Source organism: Myxococcus faecalis (genome assembly GCF_050039385.1).
GTDB lineage: Bacteria > Myxococcota > Myxococcia > Myxococcales > Myxococcaceae > Myxococcus > Myxococcus fulvus.
In genome coordinates this window covers 9,015,760-9,031,917 of record NZ_CP144336.1, presented here as the reverse complement: position 1 = coordinate 9,031,917, position 16,158 = coordinate 9,015,760, and the positions used below count along the sequence as shown (strand labels likewise).

The following is a 16,158-nucleotide window of genomic DNA, read 5'->3' as shown; positions in this document are numbered from 1 at the left end:
CCCTCCGACCGAGCTGGGGTTCGGGTTCCTCGGATTTCGAAGGGCGCGCATCTCGCACTAGCATGCGTGCCCCATGAGCACCGTGCGCTACCTGTCCCTTGGACCCTTGCTCGCCGGGGCGGGCTCCCGAGCCTTCCTGGGGCTCGCCCTGGAAGATGGATTGCCTCCTCGTCCTGTCGTCCTCATCTGGGCGCCCCAGGAGGTGGTCCAGAGCCCCGAGCTGACGGCGAAGCTGACGCGAGAGACGAGCCGCGCGCTCGTCTTCGAGCACCCGAACATCCTCCGCGTCCACAGCCTCGCGGCCCAGGACGGGGGACTGGCCCGCGTCACCGAGTTCGCCGACGGCGAGCCCCTGCGTCGCGTGCTGGAGGCGAGCCCGCGCCTGCCTCCGCCCCTGGCCGCGCTGGTGGCGGCCGACGCGGCCACGGGCCTGCACTACGCGCACATGGCCGGCAACGACGACGGCACGCCGCTGGTGCACGGCGACGTGCGGCCGGAGACGCTGATGGTCTCCTTCAGCGGCCTGACGAAGGTGACGGGCTACGGCGCGCTGAGCGTGGCCCCGCGCGAGCGCGACGGAAAGCGCGTGAAGAACCGCCGCGCGTACAGCGCTCCCGAGCAGCTGCTCGGCGGACGCGAGGCGGTGAACGTCCAGTCGGACGTGTTCCTGTTGGGGCTCGTGCTGCACGAGTGCCTCTCCGGGAAGATGCCCTTCAAGGACAACGCGGACCCGGACAAGGCCACGCTCACGCGCACGCTGCCGACGATGTCGCAGGACGTGCCGCTGAAGCTGGACGCGGTGGTGCGCAAGGCGACGGCGAAGCGCGCGTATGACCGGTACGCCTCCGCGCACGCCTTCCGCGAGGCCATCGTCGAGGCCGTGGGCACGCTGCCCGCGCATACGCTGCTCGCCGACTACCTGGCCAAGCTCTTCCCGCCGGAGAACGAGGCCCGCGCGGCGCGGCGCCGGGTCATCGACGCGGGCATCGCGGACGTGCTGCAGAAGACGGGCGTACCGCCCCCGGCCGTGGCGGAGTTCCTCGCCACCGGCGCCCTGCCCGCCTCCATCATCCCGAAGGTCTGGCCGGCGATGCAGGGCCAGCTGTCCATCCTGGCCGCCGTGTCAGGGGGAAGCAGCGAGGTGCAGATCGCCGAGCCCTCCTCCGCGCAGGGGGCGAAGGAGCCCGCGAGCACGGCTGCGACGAGCGCGGCCCAGGCCGTGAGCACGGAGGGCCCGGCCTCGGCTCCCGCGAGCAGCGCGTCCCCCGCCGCCGCCGAGGCCACGGGAAGCGCGCCCACGGTCGGCACGGCCGCCGAAGCCACGGGCAGCACGGCCGTGGCCGCGAAGGCGGGCGAGCCCACGGGCAGCACGGCCGTGGCCGCGAAGTCCCCCGATCCCACGGCCGTGGTGACGAAGTCCTCCGAGAGCACGGGCAGCGCTCCCGTCGTCGGCGCACCTTCGCCGCAGCCGGTGGCGACGAGCGCGCAGGGTTCGTCGACCCAGCCCGCGACCGCCACCGCGGCGGGCCCCGTGCCTCCGGGCGCGGCGGCGCCGAGGAAGTCCTCGCGCGGCTGGCTCGCCATCGTGGGTGTCGGCTCCGCGCTGGCGCTCGCGGGCGCGGCGGTCATCGTCCAGCGGCTGCCCACGCAGGTGGAGGCCTCGCTGGAGGACGCCGGCCCCGCCACCGTGGCGCAGGCGGCAGTGGACGGCGACGCGGGGACGGATGCGGGAACGGACGCGGGCGCCCAGGCCATCGCGATGGGCTACCTGGACCTCACCGTCGACCCGCGCGTGGACGTGTCCTATCCGGGCGGCTTCCTCGGGCGCACGCCGCTGAGCGTGTCGCTTCCGGCGGGACGGCACGTGTTCACGCTGACCAACGCGGTGCTCGGCATCCAGCTGTCTCGCACGTTCACCATCCCCGCGAACGGGCGCAACGCGCAGCAGCTCTACCTGAACAAGGCCTTCCTCAACGTGCGCGCGCCGAAGGACGCCATCGTCACCCTGGATGGACGGCTCATCGGCGCCGCGCCGGTCGAGGAGCAGGACGTCTACGAGGGCACCCACCAGCTCCTCGTCATCGCGAACGGCGCGCGCTGGCAGAAGACCTTCAAGGTCGAGCCCGGCCAGCGCATCTCGTTCGACGTCGACTTCGAGGCGCCGCCCGAGGAGTGATTCACCCGAGGTCCCCACCGAAGCCGCGCGCCGACAGCGCGGGCGCGCGGCGAACCGGTGGGGGCATCGCGACGCAGGCCACGCCGCTCACGACCTGCCGAGACGCGGCTCCAGCCTCAGCAACTCCATGATGCGGTGGGCATCCACGGGGCGGGCCACGTAGTCGCTCGCGCCGGCGGCGAGGCACCGTCCCCGCTCCTCGTCGGTCAGCTGCGACGCGACGACGACGATGGGCAGCGCTCCGAAGCGCGCGTCCTTCCGCATCGTCCGCAGGACGTCGTAGCCCGCGTCCGTCATGGGCACGAGCAGCACCACCCCATCCACCTCGGGCGAGTCCCACAGGACGCGCAGGGCCTCCCCCATGCTCTCGGCGTGGAAGCTCTCCAGCCCTCGCGACTCGAGGACGCTGATGAGCGAGAACACCTCCCGGATGTTGTCGTCCACGACGAGGACCCGGTGCCGCGTGGGCCGCTCGAGCAAGGCCTCCTGACGCATCAGCGCCTCACGCGAGTCCACGGGCGCCCACCCAGCCACCTCCGACTCCGCATCCTCCCGGGAGCCCCCGGCGAAGTCGGTCGCCGACAACTCCATCGCCTCCAGATGAAGCGGCGAGCCGACGCCCGCCTCGACCACCGCGTCGCGCCCCCCGACCTCCGCGCCCACGTAGACGTCCGGCAGATAGAGCGTGAACGTGCTGCCGCGCCCCAACTCACTCGCGACCTGCAGCTCTCCGCCCAACAGGCGCGCCAGCTCCCGGCTGATGGACAGGCCCAGCCCCGTGCCGCCGTACTTGCGGCTCGTGTCCGCCTCCGCCTGCTGGAAGGCCTCGAAGATGCGCTGCAGCTTGTCCTGCGGGATGCCGATTCCCGTGTCCGCCACGCTGAACGCCAGCACCGCCTCGGCGCGGTTGAGCACATCGCTCTCGAAGTGGAACAGCCCCTTCGCCACGGGCGCGACGCGAAGCTCCACCCGCCCCACGTCCGTGAACTTGAACGCGTTCGACAGCAGGTTCCTCAGCACCTGCCGCAGCCGCATCGAGTCGGTCCGCAGGGAGCGCGGCAGCCCACCCGACAACACCACGCCGAACCCCAACCGCTTCTGGTCCGCGACGTGCTCGAAGTCCCGCTCGACGAGCGACTTCACCTCCGCCAGCGCGACCTCCTCCGCGACGACCTCCAGCTTCCCCGCCTCCACCTTCGACAGGTCCAGCAGGTCGTTGATGAGGTCCAGCAGGTCCACGCCCGAGGCGTGAATGGTCCGGGCGTACTCCGCCTCGCGAGGCCCCAGCCGATGGTCCGAGTCCTCCGAGAGGACCTTCGCCAGGATGAGCAGGCTGTTGAGCGGCGTGCGCAGCTCGTGGCTGATGTTCGCCAGGAACTCGCTCTTGTGCCGTGACGCCACCGCGAGCTTCTCCGTGAAGCTCATGTTGTCCGTCAGGTCCTTCCACACGCCGGAGACGCCCGTGTCCGTGCTCGCCCCCTCCACGCCCACCTGCCGGGCCACCCGGTTCACCTCTCGCGCGAAGTCCGTGAGCCGCTCCACCATCGTGTTGACGAGGGTCTTCAGCTCCAGCGACTCGCCCCGGACATCCACCTCCAGCGTCTGCGTCAAATCGCCCCGCGCCACGGCGCCGCTGACGCGGATGAGGTCGCGCACCTGCACGGTGAAGCTGCTGGCGAGCACATTCACGCCGTCCACCAGCTGCCGCCACGCCCCCGACGCATCCGGCACGTCGACCAGGCTCCCCAGCCGACCCTCCACGCCCACCTCTCGGGAGACGCGGGTCACCTCGCGCGTGAGCAGGACGAAGCGCTCGGCCCCGGCGTTGAACGTCTCCGCGATGCGGTCCAGCAACGGATGCGTCCCCGACACGGGCACGCGCCGCGAGAAGTCACCCTGGTGGGCGGCCTCCATCGCGGCCAGGAGCGCGCGCAGCTGCGCCTGGTCGCTCCCCGTCTTGTGGTTGCCATCGTCTTCCAAGCCTTGCTCCCGAGACGCCGCACCCGTCATGCCGACACGGCGCGCGCCCTCTCACGACGCCATCTCGCGGCCACCACGAACACGCGTCGCGGTCTCGCTCATCCCGAGCGACGCTACGCGCTCTTGCGACGACGCATCATCGCCTCGTACGAGCGGCCCACGCTCTGCGAGAGGATCATCAACTCGCCCACGTCCGGCGGCGTGAGCTGGTCCGGGCCGTTGTCCACGTAGAGCAGGTGCACGACCTTGCCCCGCACCAGCAGCGGGAGGATGACCGCCGTCGTCGGGAAGCCCCCGCCCAGCAGCTTGTAGAACACGGCCATCGCCGCGTCCCGGCGCACCGGGCCCACGTAGTGCGAGCGCGTGTCGCGCACCAGCCGGAACGTGCTCTGCTCCCGCAGCGCCACGCCGATGCGCCGCACCGCCGACTCGCGCACGCCGGAGCCCATCCCGTGCCAGCCCGTCACCAGGCTGCCCTGCACCGACAGCAGCAGGTTGCGCCGCCACTTGCCCATCGCGAAGCGCAGCACCGTGCGCGCCACGTCCTCGCGGTCCAGGCTGCGCGACAGCTCCGCCTGCGCCTCCGCGAAGGACAGCGGCGTCGGCGGCGGCGCGGGAGGGGGCGGCGTCGGCGGCGCCGCGGCCACGGGCGGCTGCGCCACCGGCGGCCTGGGAGACATCTGCGCCACCTGCATCGGAGGCTGCGCCACCGGCACGCCCACCTGAATCGGAGGCTGCGCTACCGGCACGCCCACCTGCGCCGGAGGCTGCGCCACCTGCATCGGGGGCCGCGCCACGGGAGGCTGCACCATCTGCACGGGAGGCGGCGCCACGGGGCGCTGCGGCTGAGGCGGCGCCACGGGCATCGGCGGCGCCTCGAGCACCTCGACGCCGGTGATGACCTCCTCCTCGCCCACCTCGATGTCGACGTCGCCGTCCGCGCCGCCGCGCAGGGCCTGGGCGTAGAGGGACTGGAACTCCTCCTCGCTCATCAGGTCGGGCGGCTTCTCACGCGACTTCGCGAGCTCGACCTCCTCCCGCGAGCCGGGCTTGGGGCGCGGCCGCACCGCGTTCATGTCGATGGCCCGGAGGGGCCGGAACGCCTTGCTGTAGCGGCGCAGCAGCTGGTTCATCCGGAACTCGGGGATGACCACCGGCACCACGCGCTTGCCCGTCTTGAACGCAATCGCGTCCAGCGTCGTGAAGTCGTGCGGGTTGACGACCGCGACGCTCAGCCGCGTCGCGTCCACCCGCATGGGCAGCAGCTCCTTGTCGTCCGCCTGGTTGGGCGGCACCAGCTCCAGCGCCTTCGGGTCCGGCACCATCTCCCCGGAGGCGAACGCGGCGTTGTGCAGCGCGCCCAGCGTCTTCGCCAGGTCCTGCTCGGACAACAAGCCCAGCTCCACCAGGTTCGTCCCGAGCCGGCCGCCGTGCACCACCTGGGCCTCGAGCGCCTCCTCCAGTCCCTCGGCGGTGACGAGGCCTTCCTTCAGGAGCTGTTCACCCAGGCGCATGCCGGGCTTGTAGCCGTGCCCCATCCCCCTCCGCAAGCACGCCGCCGCCCTCGCCTAGTCCTCTGGATGATGACTGAGCGCGACGCGATTGCCCTCCGGGTCTCGCACGTACACCGTCCACTTCGTCTGGTGCTCCAGCGTCACGCCCGCCTGAGTAAGCTCGGACACCACACCCTCCCGCTCCGAGCGGGCGATGCGGAACGCCAGCAGGAGCAGGCCCGGGTGCTCGTGGCGGAAGGGGCGACCCTCGGGCTCGCCGCTCGACGCCTCGATGGCCAGGAAGCCGCCCCCGGGCACGCCCACCCAGATGCTCCTCAAGGTGCCGTCCGGCCTCGGATGCCGGGCGAGCTCGGGAAAGCCCAGCAAGTCCCTGTAGAACGCCGTCACCCGCTCGACGTCCCTCGCCTGGATTGCCACGTGGTGGAAGCCCTGAACGTTCATGGGGCCCGATGGTATGGTCCGCCCGCCCATGGCGCGACTGCTCATCGTCGAGGACAACCACGAGCTGGCCTCCCTCATCGTCTCCTCGGCCCAGGGCCGGGGCCATGACGCGCGCGCCGTGCACACGGGCGAGGCCGCCCTGGAGGCGCTCAGCCCGGGCACGCGCTGGGACGCGGCGCTGGTGGACCTGCTCTTGCCCGACATCCGGGGCAGCGAGGTGCTCGGCGCCCTGCGCGCCCATGGCATCCCCGCCATCGCGGTGAGCGGCGTCTACAAGGGGGACCGGTTCGCGCAGGAGGCCGTGCAGATTCACGGCGCCCGCGGCTTCTTCGAGAAGCCCTTCGAGCTCATCCAGGTCCTGGAGGCGCTGGAGAAGGCCGGCGGCTTCGAGCCCGTGCCGCGCGCCCCGCCCCCCGTGGACGAGGCGGCCGCGCAGGACGTGCTGCTCGACGACGCGGACCTCATCGTGCTGGAGGAGCTGATGCCCACCCCGGAGGACGCGGGGGAGACCGGCTCGCCCATGCAGGCCATCCCCGACTCCGCGCCGCTGCCCGGCCTGGAGAGCGAGGAGCCCGCGCTCCCCCTGCCCTTCGCCCACCGGGGCAAGGTGTGGTCCGGCGAGCAGGCGTCCCCCGCGCCCGCGCCCGCGAAGGCCCGGCGCGCCCTGCCCGAGTGGTCGCTGGCGGGGGACCTCAAGGACACGTCCGTCGCGCGGCTGCTCAACGCCTATTACGAGTCGCGCCACCACGGCGAGCTGAAGCTGCGCCAGGGCTCCGTGCTCAAGGTCGTCTACTTCGAGTCCGGCCGCATCGTGTACGCCGCCTCCAACCTGGCCCATGAGCGCTTCGGCCGCTTCTGCGTGCGCCGGGGTGTGCTCGACGAGGCGAGGCTCGCGGAGGTCGCCACCGTCGCGAAGGAGCAGGGGCTGCGCACGGGCGAGGCGATGATTCGCCTGGGCCTGTTGGACGCGGGCCGGCGCAAGCAGCTGCTCGAGGAGCAGGTGCGCGAGCTGCTCTGGTCCACCTTCCCCTGGACGGAGGGCGCGTACGGGTTCAGCGCGATGCGCCCCCAGCGCGCCGACCTGGTGAAGCTGTCCGTCTTCCCGGGGGACTTGATCCTGGAGGGCGTGGAGAAGACGGAGACGCTGGTCGCGCTGCGCCAGCGCATGTCCGCCGGACGTCGCCTCTTCCCCACCGCCGACCCGCCGTACGGCCTGCACGAGCTGAAGCTGCAGGGTCCACAGGCCCTGCTGCTCGCGTACGCCGACGGGAGCAAGACGGTGGAGGATCTGCTCGCGCTGGTGGACGTGTCGGAGCGACAGGCCCTCGCCACGCTGCGGGGCCTGGAGCTGCTCGGGGTGCTGGAGGAGCGGCCGGAGACGCCCAGCCGCCGTCATCGCATCTCCTTCGGGCTCTGAACCGCCCCGTCAGCCCTCGCGGCGACGGCGCAGCAGCCGAGCCACCGCGAGCAGGCCGAACAGCGCCGCGCCCGAGCCGCCCTGCGAGCAACCACAGGACGACGGCGGCTCACGGTCCAGGGTCCCCGACACCGGGACGCCCTTGAGGAACACCTCGCCGCTGAAGTGCGACGAGCCCAACAGCCGGGGCCGGGCCACGTACGTCAGCGTGCGCTGCGCGTGGGCCGGGAGCGACACGCCCTCCACCGAGAAGCCGCCCTCCGTCGCCTGCTCCGCGAGCGACTGTCCCTCCACGCGCACGCTGCCGGGCACCACGTCCATGCCCTCGACGTGCTCGACGTAGCGCAGGCCCGTCACGTCACACGCGGTGGTGTTGCGCAGCGCCACCACCACGCCCACCAGGCCCGTCTCCTGTCCCGCGGCGGCCTCCGTCTCATGGCGCACGTCGACGAAGGGGTCCGCGACAATCGGCACCGAGTGCACCCGGTCCGCCTGACCGCCGCCGCTCGCGCTGGCGGTGACGCGCAGGCTGAGGGACTCGCCCACCAGGTCCTGCAGCCCCGTCTCCCGCGTGCTCAGCGTGACGCTCGGGCCCGACAGGGAGTCCTGCGTGAGGGCCGGGCCGGACTCGCGCGACCACGACAGGCTGACCTCGCTGCAGGCGTCGGCGGGAATCTCCTGGGTGAGCCGCGCCGTCGCGCCCTCGCCACATCGGGCCACCAGCGCCTCACCGTCCAGCTCCCCCAGCGCGACCGGGCGCGCCTGCGCCGTGAAGGTCTCTCGCGCGCGCCCCGCCTCGACGGGCGTGGGCCCGTCCGAGTACAGCTCGCCGCGCACCGTGAAGGGCGTCTGCGAGCAGACCGCCGGGAGCGTGAAGCGCCACACCCCGGGCACGGGGACGACGTCCGAGGCGATGGGCTCGCCGGACGCGGACTCCAGGAACATGCGCGCCTTGAGCGCGTGGACGCCCGGGCAGCGCAGCGACGTGCCCAGCCGCGCCTCCGCGTCCTGGCCACCCGACAGCTGCATCGACAGGTCCAGGCTCGCGGCGGAGACGTCCTCGGGCGCAGGCGCCGCCTCCACCTTCACCCACGCCTCCGGCCCCTCCAGCACCGTCCCGTCCTGCAGCGACAGGCGGTTGCGCACCGAGAACGTCAGCGAGGCGCTCGCGCAGCCCTCGGCCGACACCTGGAGCGCGCGCGCCGTCACGGGCGCGGACAGGTCGACGGCGGCGCCAGCGTCATCCCGCACCGTCAGCCCCGCAGGCACGGTGGTGCTCCCGTCCGCCAGCCGCCACACCGTCTGGACCCCGGGCAGCGCCTGCGCGCCGGCGCACGGATGCAGGAAGTCCGGACGCACCTCCACGCTCTCGCCCGAGGTGAACCGGCGGACCGCGTCCGGCGCGAAGGGCGCCGAAGGACGGCCCCAGGGCTGCACGTCCACGCTGAACGTCGTGGGCGGCGAAGGCGTCTGGCCCCGGTCCCTCGCGCGGACCTCGTACGTGTAGCGCGCGCCGGAGGCCGCGCACAAAAACTCCGGCGGCACGAAGGTGGCGCTGCCACCGTTGCCCTCGGTCACCAGGACGGGCTGTCCCGGAGGCGAGCTCCACACGTAGTCCACCGACTCGCACAAGCCCGCGCCGGGGGACGCGGTGAAGACGCGCGAGGGGCCTCCCGCGCTCGTCGAGGCCTGGGCGGGCTGCACGCGCGGCGTGGCGGGCCCCGCCGTGTTCTCGACACGCACGTTCACCGTGGTCTGCCGGTCATGCGTGCCCAGGCCGTCGGCGGCGAAGACGGTGAGCTGCGTGGTGGTCGGCTCGCAGACCTCGGGCGCGGTGAGCGTCAGCGTCACCGCGTCCGGACGAGGCGTGGCGCTGACGTTCAGCGTCGACTGCGCCGCGTCCACGGAGACGCGCACCGCGTCGCCGTCGGGGTCCGTGGCGGTGATGTCCAGCGTCCGCGTGGTGCGCTCGTCGATGAGGACCGGGTCCGGGAACGAGCCGAACACCGGCGCCGCGGCGTTGGAGTAGTAGATGACGTTCGGCTCGATGTTGCTCAGCGTGAGCACGCAGAAGGTCGGGTCCACGCAGGACACCTGGTTGAACGGGGCCGACACGGGCAGCGACGCGCCCGCGAAGGCGGGATGGATGCGCCACGTCGTGCCCGAGTCCGCCGCGCTCGCGGTGGGCACCGCGCCCAGGACCACCGGCTCCCCATTGCTGTCGACGCCCACCGCCAGACCGAAGCCCGTCCCCCGGGCGCTGCCCTGCTCGGTGGTGAGGTCCACGGACGTGATGCTCACCGGCCCCGAGCCATGCAGGGTGACGCGCTGGAACGTGTCGTTCGGTGGCACGCCCGACGTGAGCTGCCCCCGGAAGAGCCCGTCCTGGTTGCCCAGCAGCGCGACGGGATGGGGACCGCTCGTGGCGAAGAGGTCCAGCGTCAGGAACGGGAGCGTCGTCAGCGCGGTGGGCACGCTGAACTCCGCCAGGCGCTGGTCGCCGCGCACGTAGATGAGGTTGGGCGGCCCGACGACCTGGAGGAGCGCGTGCGGCACCGCGCCCGCCGTGTCCGTCACCCCCATCACCGAGGTCGCCCTGAACTGGCTCGTCTGCAGGATGCGCGTGTTCCAGGGAAGCACACCGGTGCCGGACGGCGTCGCGCCCAGCACCAGGATTTCGTTCGTGTCCACGGTGATGGCCGCGTAGCTGCTCCCCGACTGCGTCTGCATCACCCGGCGCACATCGAACACGGTGGAGGTGGGAATCTCGGGGATGAACTTGGAGTCAGGCAGGCAGCTGTCGTACGCGTAGAGGGTTCCATTCGCGTGCACGCCGGCGAAGCAGCCCGTGGACGTCAGCAAGGTGCCCACCGCGGGAGACAGGAAGCGGAAGGCCACCTGCTCCTCGTTCTCGAAGAGCTCGGCGCCCGTGGAGTGCGCCAGGGCCACACGCTCATGGCCCCAGGCCCGCACGTCCCGGGGCTCTCCCGGCACGCCGGGCCCCACCTTCCATTCCGCGGAGGCGACCGCGGACACTCCCACGCAGAGACAGATGAGGATGCCGGCGCGCACGCGAGACTCCTAGTAGGCGAGCTCCGCCCGCAGGTAGAGCCGGTCCTGATTCTCCGACGACTCGGTGGCCAGACCCAAGCCGCTGAAGCCCAGCAGTGTGTACCCCACGGCCATCCGGAGTCGCTCATCCATCCGATAGGCCACTTCCGCCCGCACCGCCGTCAGCCGCTCTCCGTCCAGGGAGGCCGTCCTGCGCGCCGCCTCCGCCGCCACCTCCACGGCCCCCACCACCCGGACCGCCGGACGCACCGTGCCGGTCCACACCCACCGCGACGAGCCCCGCAGCTCACTGCGCCCCGCGTGCAGCCCGGCCGCGACGGAGAACCGGTCGCCCAGGCGCACCGCGGGCATCAGCGAGAGGATCTGCAGCGCCCTGTCTCCGAACGCGGCCCGAGTCCCCGGCAACAGCTCTCGGGTGACACCGTAGCGCGCCACCACCAGCCACGGACCGGGCCTCCAGGCCAGCGCCGCGTAGCCCTCCAGCAGCCGGGCCTCCAGCGCGTCGTCGTTGACGGTGCGCGCGAAGTCCACACGGCCGGAGGCCGTCACGTCGCGCGGCAGCTCCGCCTCCGCCGCCAGCGCCACCACCGTCTGCAGCCGGTCCACGGCCTCGGTCGCGCCCCGCTCCGGCGTGCCCTTCTCGCGACGCAGCTCGAAGCGGCCCTCCAGTCGCAGCCGGCTCAGGAGCAGCTGGCCGAAGACGCCTCCCGCGTCGCGCCGCAGCGGCGGGTCCAGGTCCAGCAGGCTGCGCACGCCGCGCTCATAGCGCGCGCCCACGCTCAAGCCGTCGAGCACCGTCTTCTGGAAGCCCACCGCGCGAGACATGCGGAGGGTGGAGGCATCATGCAGGCCCACCTCCTCGACGAAGAGCGCCGTGCCGCTGTCGGGCAGCTCCGTGCGCGCGCCCGTGAGCGTCCGGCCCGCGCCGAAGTCCGGCCCGTCGACGTCCACCGAGTAGCCGCCGTAGTACACGTCCGCGCCACGACGCGACTCCACGTTGGCCCAGGCCCGGGGCCCCAGGTCCGGCCCCCAGCCGCCGCGCACGTCCACGCGCGTGTCGCGGCCCAGCGCCACGTCCACGCCCGCCGCGCTGAACGTGTCATCCACCCGACCGGGCCCCGCGCCATGCAGCGCCAGCTTCTGCCGGTGCGACGCCTGGAGCCACAGTCCCTCGAGCAACCGGTAGCGGCCCGCGACGCCCACGGAGGTGCGGCCTCCCGTCAGCGCCTCGCCCTGCCCCACGACCTCGGCCGCCTTCAAGCGCGCGTCGCGCGCCTCCACGCTCACGCCCCAGTCGGCCTCCTCCCACCCCACGCTCGCGCCGACGGTGCTCGCGGAGAAGGGATGGTCGACGAAGGGCTCGCGCGGGTCCGCCGACTGACGTCCATCCGCGAGCAGCGACAGGCGCAGTCGGCCCAGGGGCTGACGCACCCGCAGCGCCAGTTGCTGGAAGCGCGCCGCGTCCAGGTGCGCGCCATCCGAGAAGCCCCGCGCGCGCCAGCGGTAGGACGCATCCACGGAGCCATCGCCGGACAACCCCGGACCGCGCAGCCGCAGGCCCAGCGCCTCGCCGCCCGTCGCGACGGCGCCCGTCGGACGCAGATAGCTCAGACCTCCGTCATCCGAGACGCCGAAGAGCCCCGCGTCCACCGCGGAGCCGCGACTGGAAGCCCCCTCCGCCTCCAGCGCGTAGCCACCGACACGCGCCGAGGCCCGGCCGGAGTAGAGCGTGTAGGGTCGGCCCTCGCCGCGCCCCTCCCGCACCGCAGCGAGCCCCACGCGGGCGCCCTTCCACTCGGCCCACAGCTCACCGCCGCCGGAGTCCTCGGTGTCCATGGAGCGCAGCGCCGCGTAGTCCGCGACGAGCACCGGCTCCGGCGCCTGCGTCACCATGTCCGTCCGGAAGAAGGTGTCGCTCGCGAGGAACGACAGCGGCCGGGACAGCAGGATGCGGCCCGCGAAGTAGTCGATGTCGTAGTCGCGACCTCGCACCAGGTGCCGCTCCGCCAGCGGCAGGCCCGTGACACCGTCGCGCACCTCCACGCGCAGCAGCTCCGAGCCCTCCGCCACCGACACCGCGCCCAGGTAGTAGAGGCTGCCGCCCGTGGCGCGGAGCTCCTCGTGCGCGGGGACCGCGGCGAGCCCTCGCGTCGGGTCGGTGAGGCTTCCGCCGAACGCGTCCACGCCGGCCCGGAGCGCTCCGTCGCGCGCGTCGGCCGACGTCGCCAGCTCCGCGTAGGGACCGAAGAGCGGACGGTGATAGCGGCCCACCTCGCGGTCCTGCACCAGCGCGCGATAGGTGCCCAGGCCCGCGCGGCCATGCTCCGCGTGCCGGGCCTCGACGCGCAGGCGGGCCTCGGAGGCGTTCGGCGTCAGCGACACCGAGTCATCGCCCCACTCCGCCGGAGAGAAGTCCGGGTCCGCCACGCGCTCGAAGCGCTCGGGCACCCGGGGACGCAGCCAATCCGGGAGCTCCTTGCCGCGCAGCGTGCGCGCGTCCGTGTCGCGCAGGTCCACCTCGCCCACCACGTCCACGGGCCCCAGGCGCAGCTCGGCGTGCGCGGAGCCTCGCCCTCGCAGCTGCCAGTCGCTGTCTCCCGGCGCGAACGACACCTCGACATCGAGCAGGGCCACCGCGAAGGGCCGCGCCTCCGCCTGGATGTCCAGCAGCAGCTCGCGCTCGCTCGCGCCCGGCGGGGCCAGCACCAGGGGCACGCGGTTGAGGCCCGGGGACAGCGTCACGGGGACCTCCACCCAGCCCTCCGGCCCCACGAACAAGGGCTCTCGCCCCACGCCGCGAACCAGCGTGCCCTCGCGGGCCTCGACCTTCATTCGCGCGACGCCGGTGGCCGCGCGCTCGTCACGCGCCGCCGGGAGGCGCACCGAGCCCAGGAGCTCCAAGGGCCTGGGCACCACCAGCCAGCCCTCGGCGCGCTGCACGACGTCGATGCGCTGGCGATACAGGCGCACCGAGCCATCCGGCGCCGTCGCCGTGATGGCCAGCTCGTTGGCGCCCGCGATGAGCGGCACCCGCGCGCTCCAACCGCCGCGCGCATCCACCTCCGCCTCCGCGGCCCCCACGCGCACGCGGTCCCCCACGGACGCCTGCCCCGCCACCCGGAACAACACCGCGCCCTCGCCGGACGCGACGCTCGCCACCGGCGGCGCGCGCTCGAAGGACAGCCCCAGCGACGACGCCGACGCGGGCCTCGTGCGCACCGCGAAGTCCTGGAGGACGACGGCGCCCCAGGGCACCTCCACCGTGGCGGCCTCCGGCGTCACCTGACTCGTCGCGGGCAATGAGCGCGCGTCCACCTTGAGCCGATGACGCCCCGGCCGCAGGTGCAGCCCTCGGGTGACCTCCGGCACGCGCGCGTCCACGCCGGTGAGGTGGAAGCGCCCGTGCGAATCGGTGAGCACCTCGCGTCCCGTCGCCAGCACCAGGCGCACCTGCGCGATGCCAGGCTCGTCCGCGCCACAGCGTCCGTCACCATCCGTGTCCTGGCACACGCGCCCGGCGATGGTCGACGCCAGCGACGGCACGTCCATCGACGCGCCCTGCGCCCGGGCAAGGCCCGCCCAGAACACCACCAGCAGGAGGCCCAGGCCCGAGCGTCTCACGGTCGTACCTCGGCCAGCGCCGTGACGCCGGTCTCCACGTCCGCCACGGAGACACTCACCGGCGTGGCCGCGCGAACCGTGAAGGACGTGCGGCCCTCGCGGACCTGCTCGGCTTCCCGCGCGCCCTCCGACAGCGAGACATGCACCCGCCGCCCCTCGAGCGTGTGTCCCTTCGCGTCCTCCAGCCAGTACGTCACGCGAGTGCCCTCCACGCGGAGCCGCACGTTGACGGGGACCTCGGGCGCCACGCGCACCGTCTGCGTCAGCGGCTCGGGCACCAGCGGCGGATCCAACGGATACACCTGTCCGTCCTTCGTCAGGACATGGAGCGTGCGCACCAGCCCCGTCCAAACGCCGTGCGCCACCACGTGCGCGCCCGGCGCCAACACGCCCAGGGACACGGTGCCATCCGGGCCTGTCGTCAGCGGATGCCCGTCCACGCGCAGCGGCTGTGAGGGCACCGGCTGGTCCGCCAGGTCGGACACGCCCGCGAACAGCTCGCCGCCGCGAGACCACACCGCGATGCGCGCGGGCTCACTGCCCAACGGCCCCCAGGCCCGCGCACGCAGCGCCACCGACTCCTCGCCACCCGAGGCCGGCGGAGACCATGTGCTCAAGAACTGCCCCGGCGAGGTCTCCCGCGCCACGGAGAACTCCCCCTCGGGCGCCTCCAGCGCCAGCATCACCCCGGGACGCGGCCTGCCGAGCGCATCCCGCGCTCCCACCGTCACGTCCACGTGGGAGCCACGGTGCACGAGCGGGTCGGCCACGGACATCGTCAGCTCCGACGCGGGCCCCTGCGCGAGCTGGAGCGCGAGGCTCTCCTTCGAGCCCGCGCCACGCTGAGGCCACGCCGCCTCGATGCGCTCGTCATCCGCCAGCGTCCTGGGCGCGGTGTAGAGCCACTCCAGCATGCCGCCCGCCGCGCGCGTGCCATTCGACAGGGTTCCCCGCCGCGCCTGCGCCGTCACCTTCGCGTCCTCCACCGGCTTGCCCAAGGGGTCGCTCGTCGCGCACACCAGACGCGCTCGCGACACCCCATCCGCCGGCAGCCGCTGCGGCTGGAGCACACACGCCAGACCATCCGTGGGCGGCAGGTTCAGGTCGATGCTCTCCCGACGCACGTTGCCCGCCCGGTCCACCACGCTCCCCTTGCCGAAGCGATGTCCCGGCGGCACGACGATGGGCAGACGGAAGCGCCCGTCCGGCCCCGCCGTCACCGGGCCGAAGCTCTCACCCGCGATCTCGATGGAGATGCGCGCGTCCTTCTCCGTCGTGCCCGGCAGGTTCACCGACGCGGCCAGCGGCACCAGCACGCGCCCATAGGCACCGTGCACGGACTGCGGACTGGGCCACGCGGAGAACGCGACGAGGATGGCCACCTCCGGGTAGCGCGTGTCCGGCAGGATGTAGCGCGCGCGATACGTGCCCGGCTCCACCCGCTCCAGGTCCGCCACCCGTCCGGTGCTCACGCGCACCACGGGCGGCGCGCCGCTGTCATCGGCCGTGCCGTCCGGCCGCAGCAGCTTCACCGTGAGCCGAGCCTCCTTGTCGCGCCCCTTCACCGGCGCGGCGGGCTCCAGCGCCAGTTGCACCTCGGTGGCCGGCGGCCCCAACACGAAGCGCGCCTGCGCCTCCAGCCCATCCACCTTCGCGCGCACCACCACGTCCCGAGCCCCCGGCCGAGGCACGACGACGTACGTGCCCAGCGGCGGCCGTGCGTCACCTGGCCGAAGCTCCGCGCCCTCCACCGTCACCACCGGCTTGCCCACCCACGGCACGGGCGTACCCGAGGCATCCCTGCGCACCAGCGCCAGCGGGAAACCATCGGGCGTCACCGCCGATGACGGTCCAAGCAGCTCGAGCGTGTCGGCCCAGGCCGAGGCAGCGCACACGCATAGCAGCAGGAGAACTGGGGGATGAAAACGGTTCAGGAC

The 16,158-nt window shown here is 73.3% G+C and carries 8 protein-coding genes; 2 read left to right on the top strand and 6 right to left on the bottom strand.

What is annotated here, in order from left to right:
* The first annotated feature begins 73 nt into the window (after positions 1 to 73).
* Complete coding sequence (locus VZQ01_RS36355) at positions 74 to 2,176, top strand: protein kinase domain-containing protein (RefSeq protein WP_426745946.1); 2,103 nt, start codon at positions 74 to 76, stop codon at positions 2,174 to 2,176.
* A gap of 87 nt (positions 2,177 to 2,263) precedes the next feature.
* Here the strand turns inward: VZQ01_RS36355 and VZQ01_RS36350 are convergent, their stop codons facing one another.
* The 3 genes from VZQ01_RS36350 to VZQ01_RS36340 all read right to left on the bottom strand — a co-directional run bounded on the left by VZQ01_RS36350 (position 2,264) and on the right by VZQ01_RS36340 (position 6,111).
* Positions 2,264 to 4,156: an ATP-binding response regulator gene (locus VZQ01_RS36350; protein WP_426745945.1), complete on the bottom strand. Its 1,893-nt coding sequence runs from the start codon at positions 4,154 to 4,156 to the stop codon at positions 2,264 to 2,266.
* A 113-nt stretch (positions 4,157 to 4,269) separates the two neighbouring features.
* The gene (locus VZQ01_RS36345) at positions 4,270 to 5,670 is read right to left on the bottom strand and encodes a GspE/PulE/PilB domain-containing protein (protein WP_426745944.1); all 1,401 of its coding nucleotides are present in this window, start codon (positions 5,668 to 5,670) and stop codon (positions 4,270 to 4,272) included.
* Positions 5,671 to 5,724: 54 nt separating this feature from the next.
* Positions 5,725 to 6,111 carry a VOC family protein gene (locus VZQ01_RS36340; RefSeq protein WP_141323825.1) on the bottom strand — a complete coding sequence of 129 codons (387 nt, stop codon included), beginning with the start codon at positions 6,109 to 6,111 and terminating at the stop codon, positions 5,725 to 5,727.
* Between the two features lie 13 nt (positions 6,112 to 6,124).
* On the opposite strand from VZQ01_RS36340, the gene VZQ01_RS36335 reads away from it, so the two are divergent.
* Positions 6,125 to 7,528 carry a DUF4388 domain-containing protein gene (locus tag VZQ01_RS36335; RefSeq protein WP_426749015.1) on the top strand — a complete coding sequence of 468 codons (1,404 nt, stop codon included), beginning with the start codon at positions 6,125 to 6,127 and terminating at the stop codon, positions 7,526 to 7,528.
* A 9-nt stretch (positions 7,529 to 7,537) separates the two neighbouring features.
* Here the strand turns inward: VZQ01_RS36335 and VZQ01_RS36330 are convergent, their stop codons facing one another.
* The 3 genes from VZQ01_RS36330 to VZQ01_RS36320 form a co-directional block, all read right to left on the bottom strand.
* Positions 7,538 to 10,600, bottom strand: coding sequence for a hypothetical protein (locus tag VZQ01_RS36330; protein ID WP_426745943.1), 3,063 nt, complete (start codon positions 10,598 to 10,600; stop codon positions 7,538 to 7,540).
* 9 nt (positions 10,601 to 10,609) lie between these two features.
* On the bottom strand, positions 10,610 to 14,149 hold the full coding sequence (locus tag VZQ01_RS36325) for a flagellar motor protein (RefSeq protein WP_426749014.1): 3,540 nt from the start codon (positions 14,147 to 14,149) through the stop codon (positions 10,610 to 10,612).
* Between the two features lie 68 nt (positions 14,150 to 14,217).
* On the bottom strand, positions 14,218 to 16,116 hold the full coding sequence (locus VZQ01_RS36320; RefSeq protein ID WP_426745942.1) for a hypothetical protein: 1,899 nt from the start codon (positions 16,114 to 16,116) through the stop codon (positions 14,218 to 14,220).
* Positions 16,117 to 16,158 lie beyond the last annotated feature (42 nt).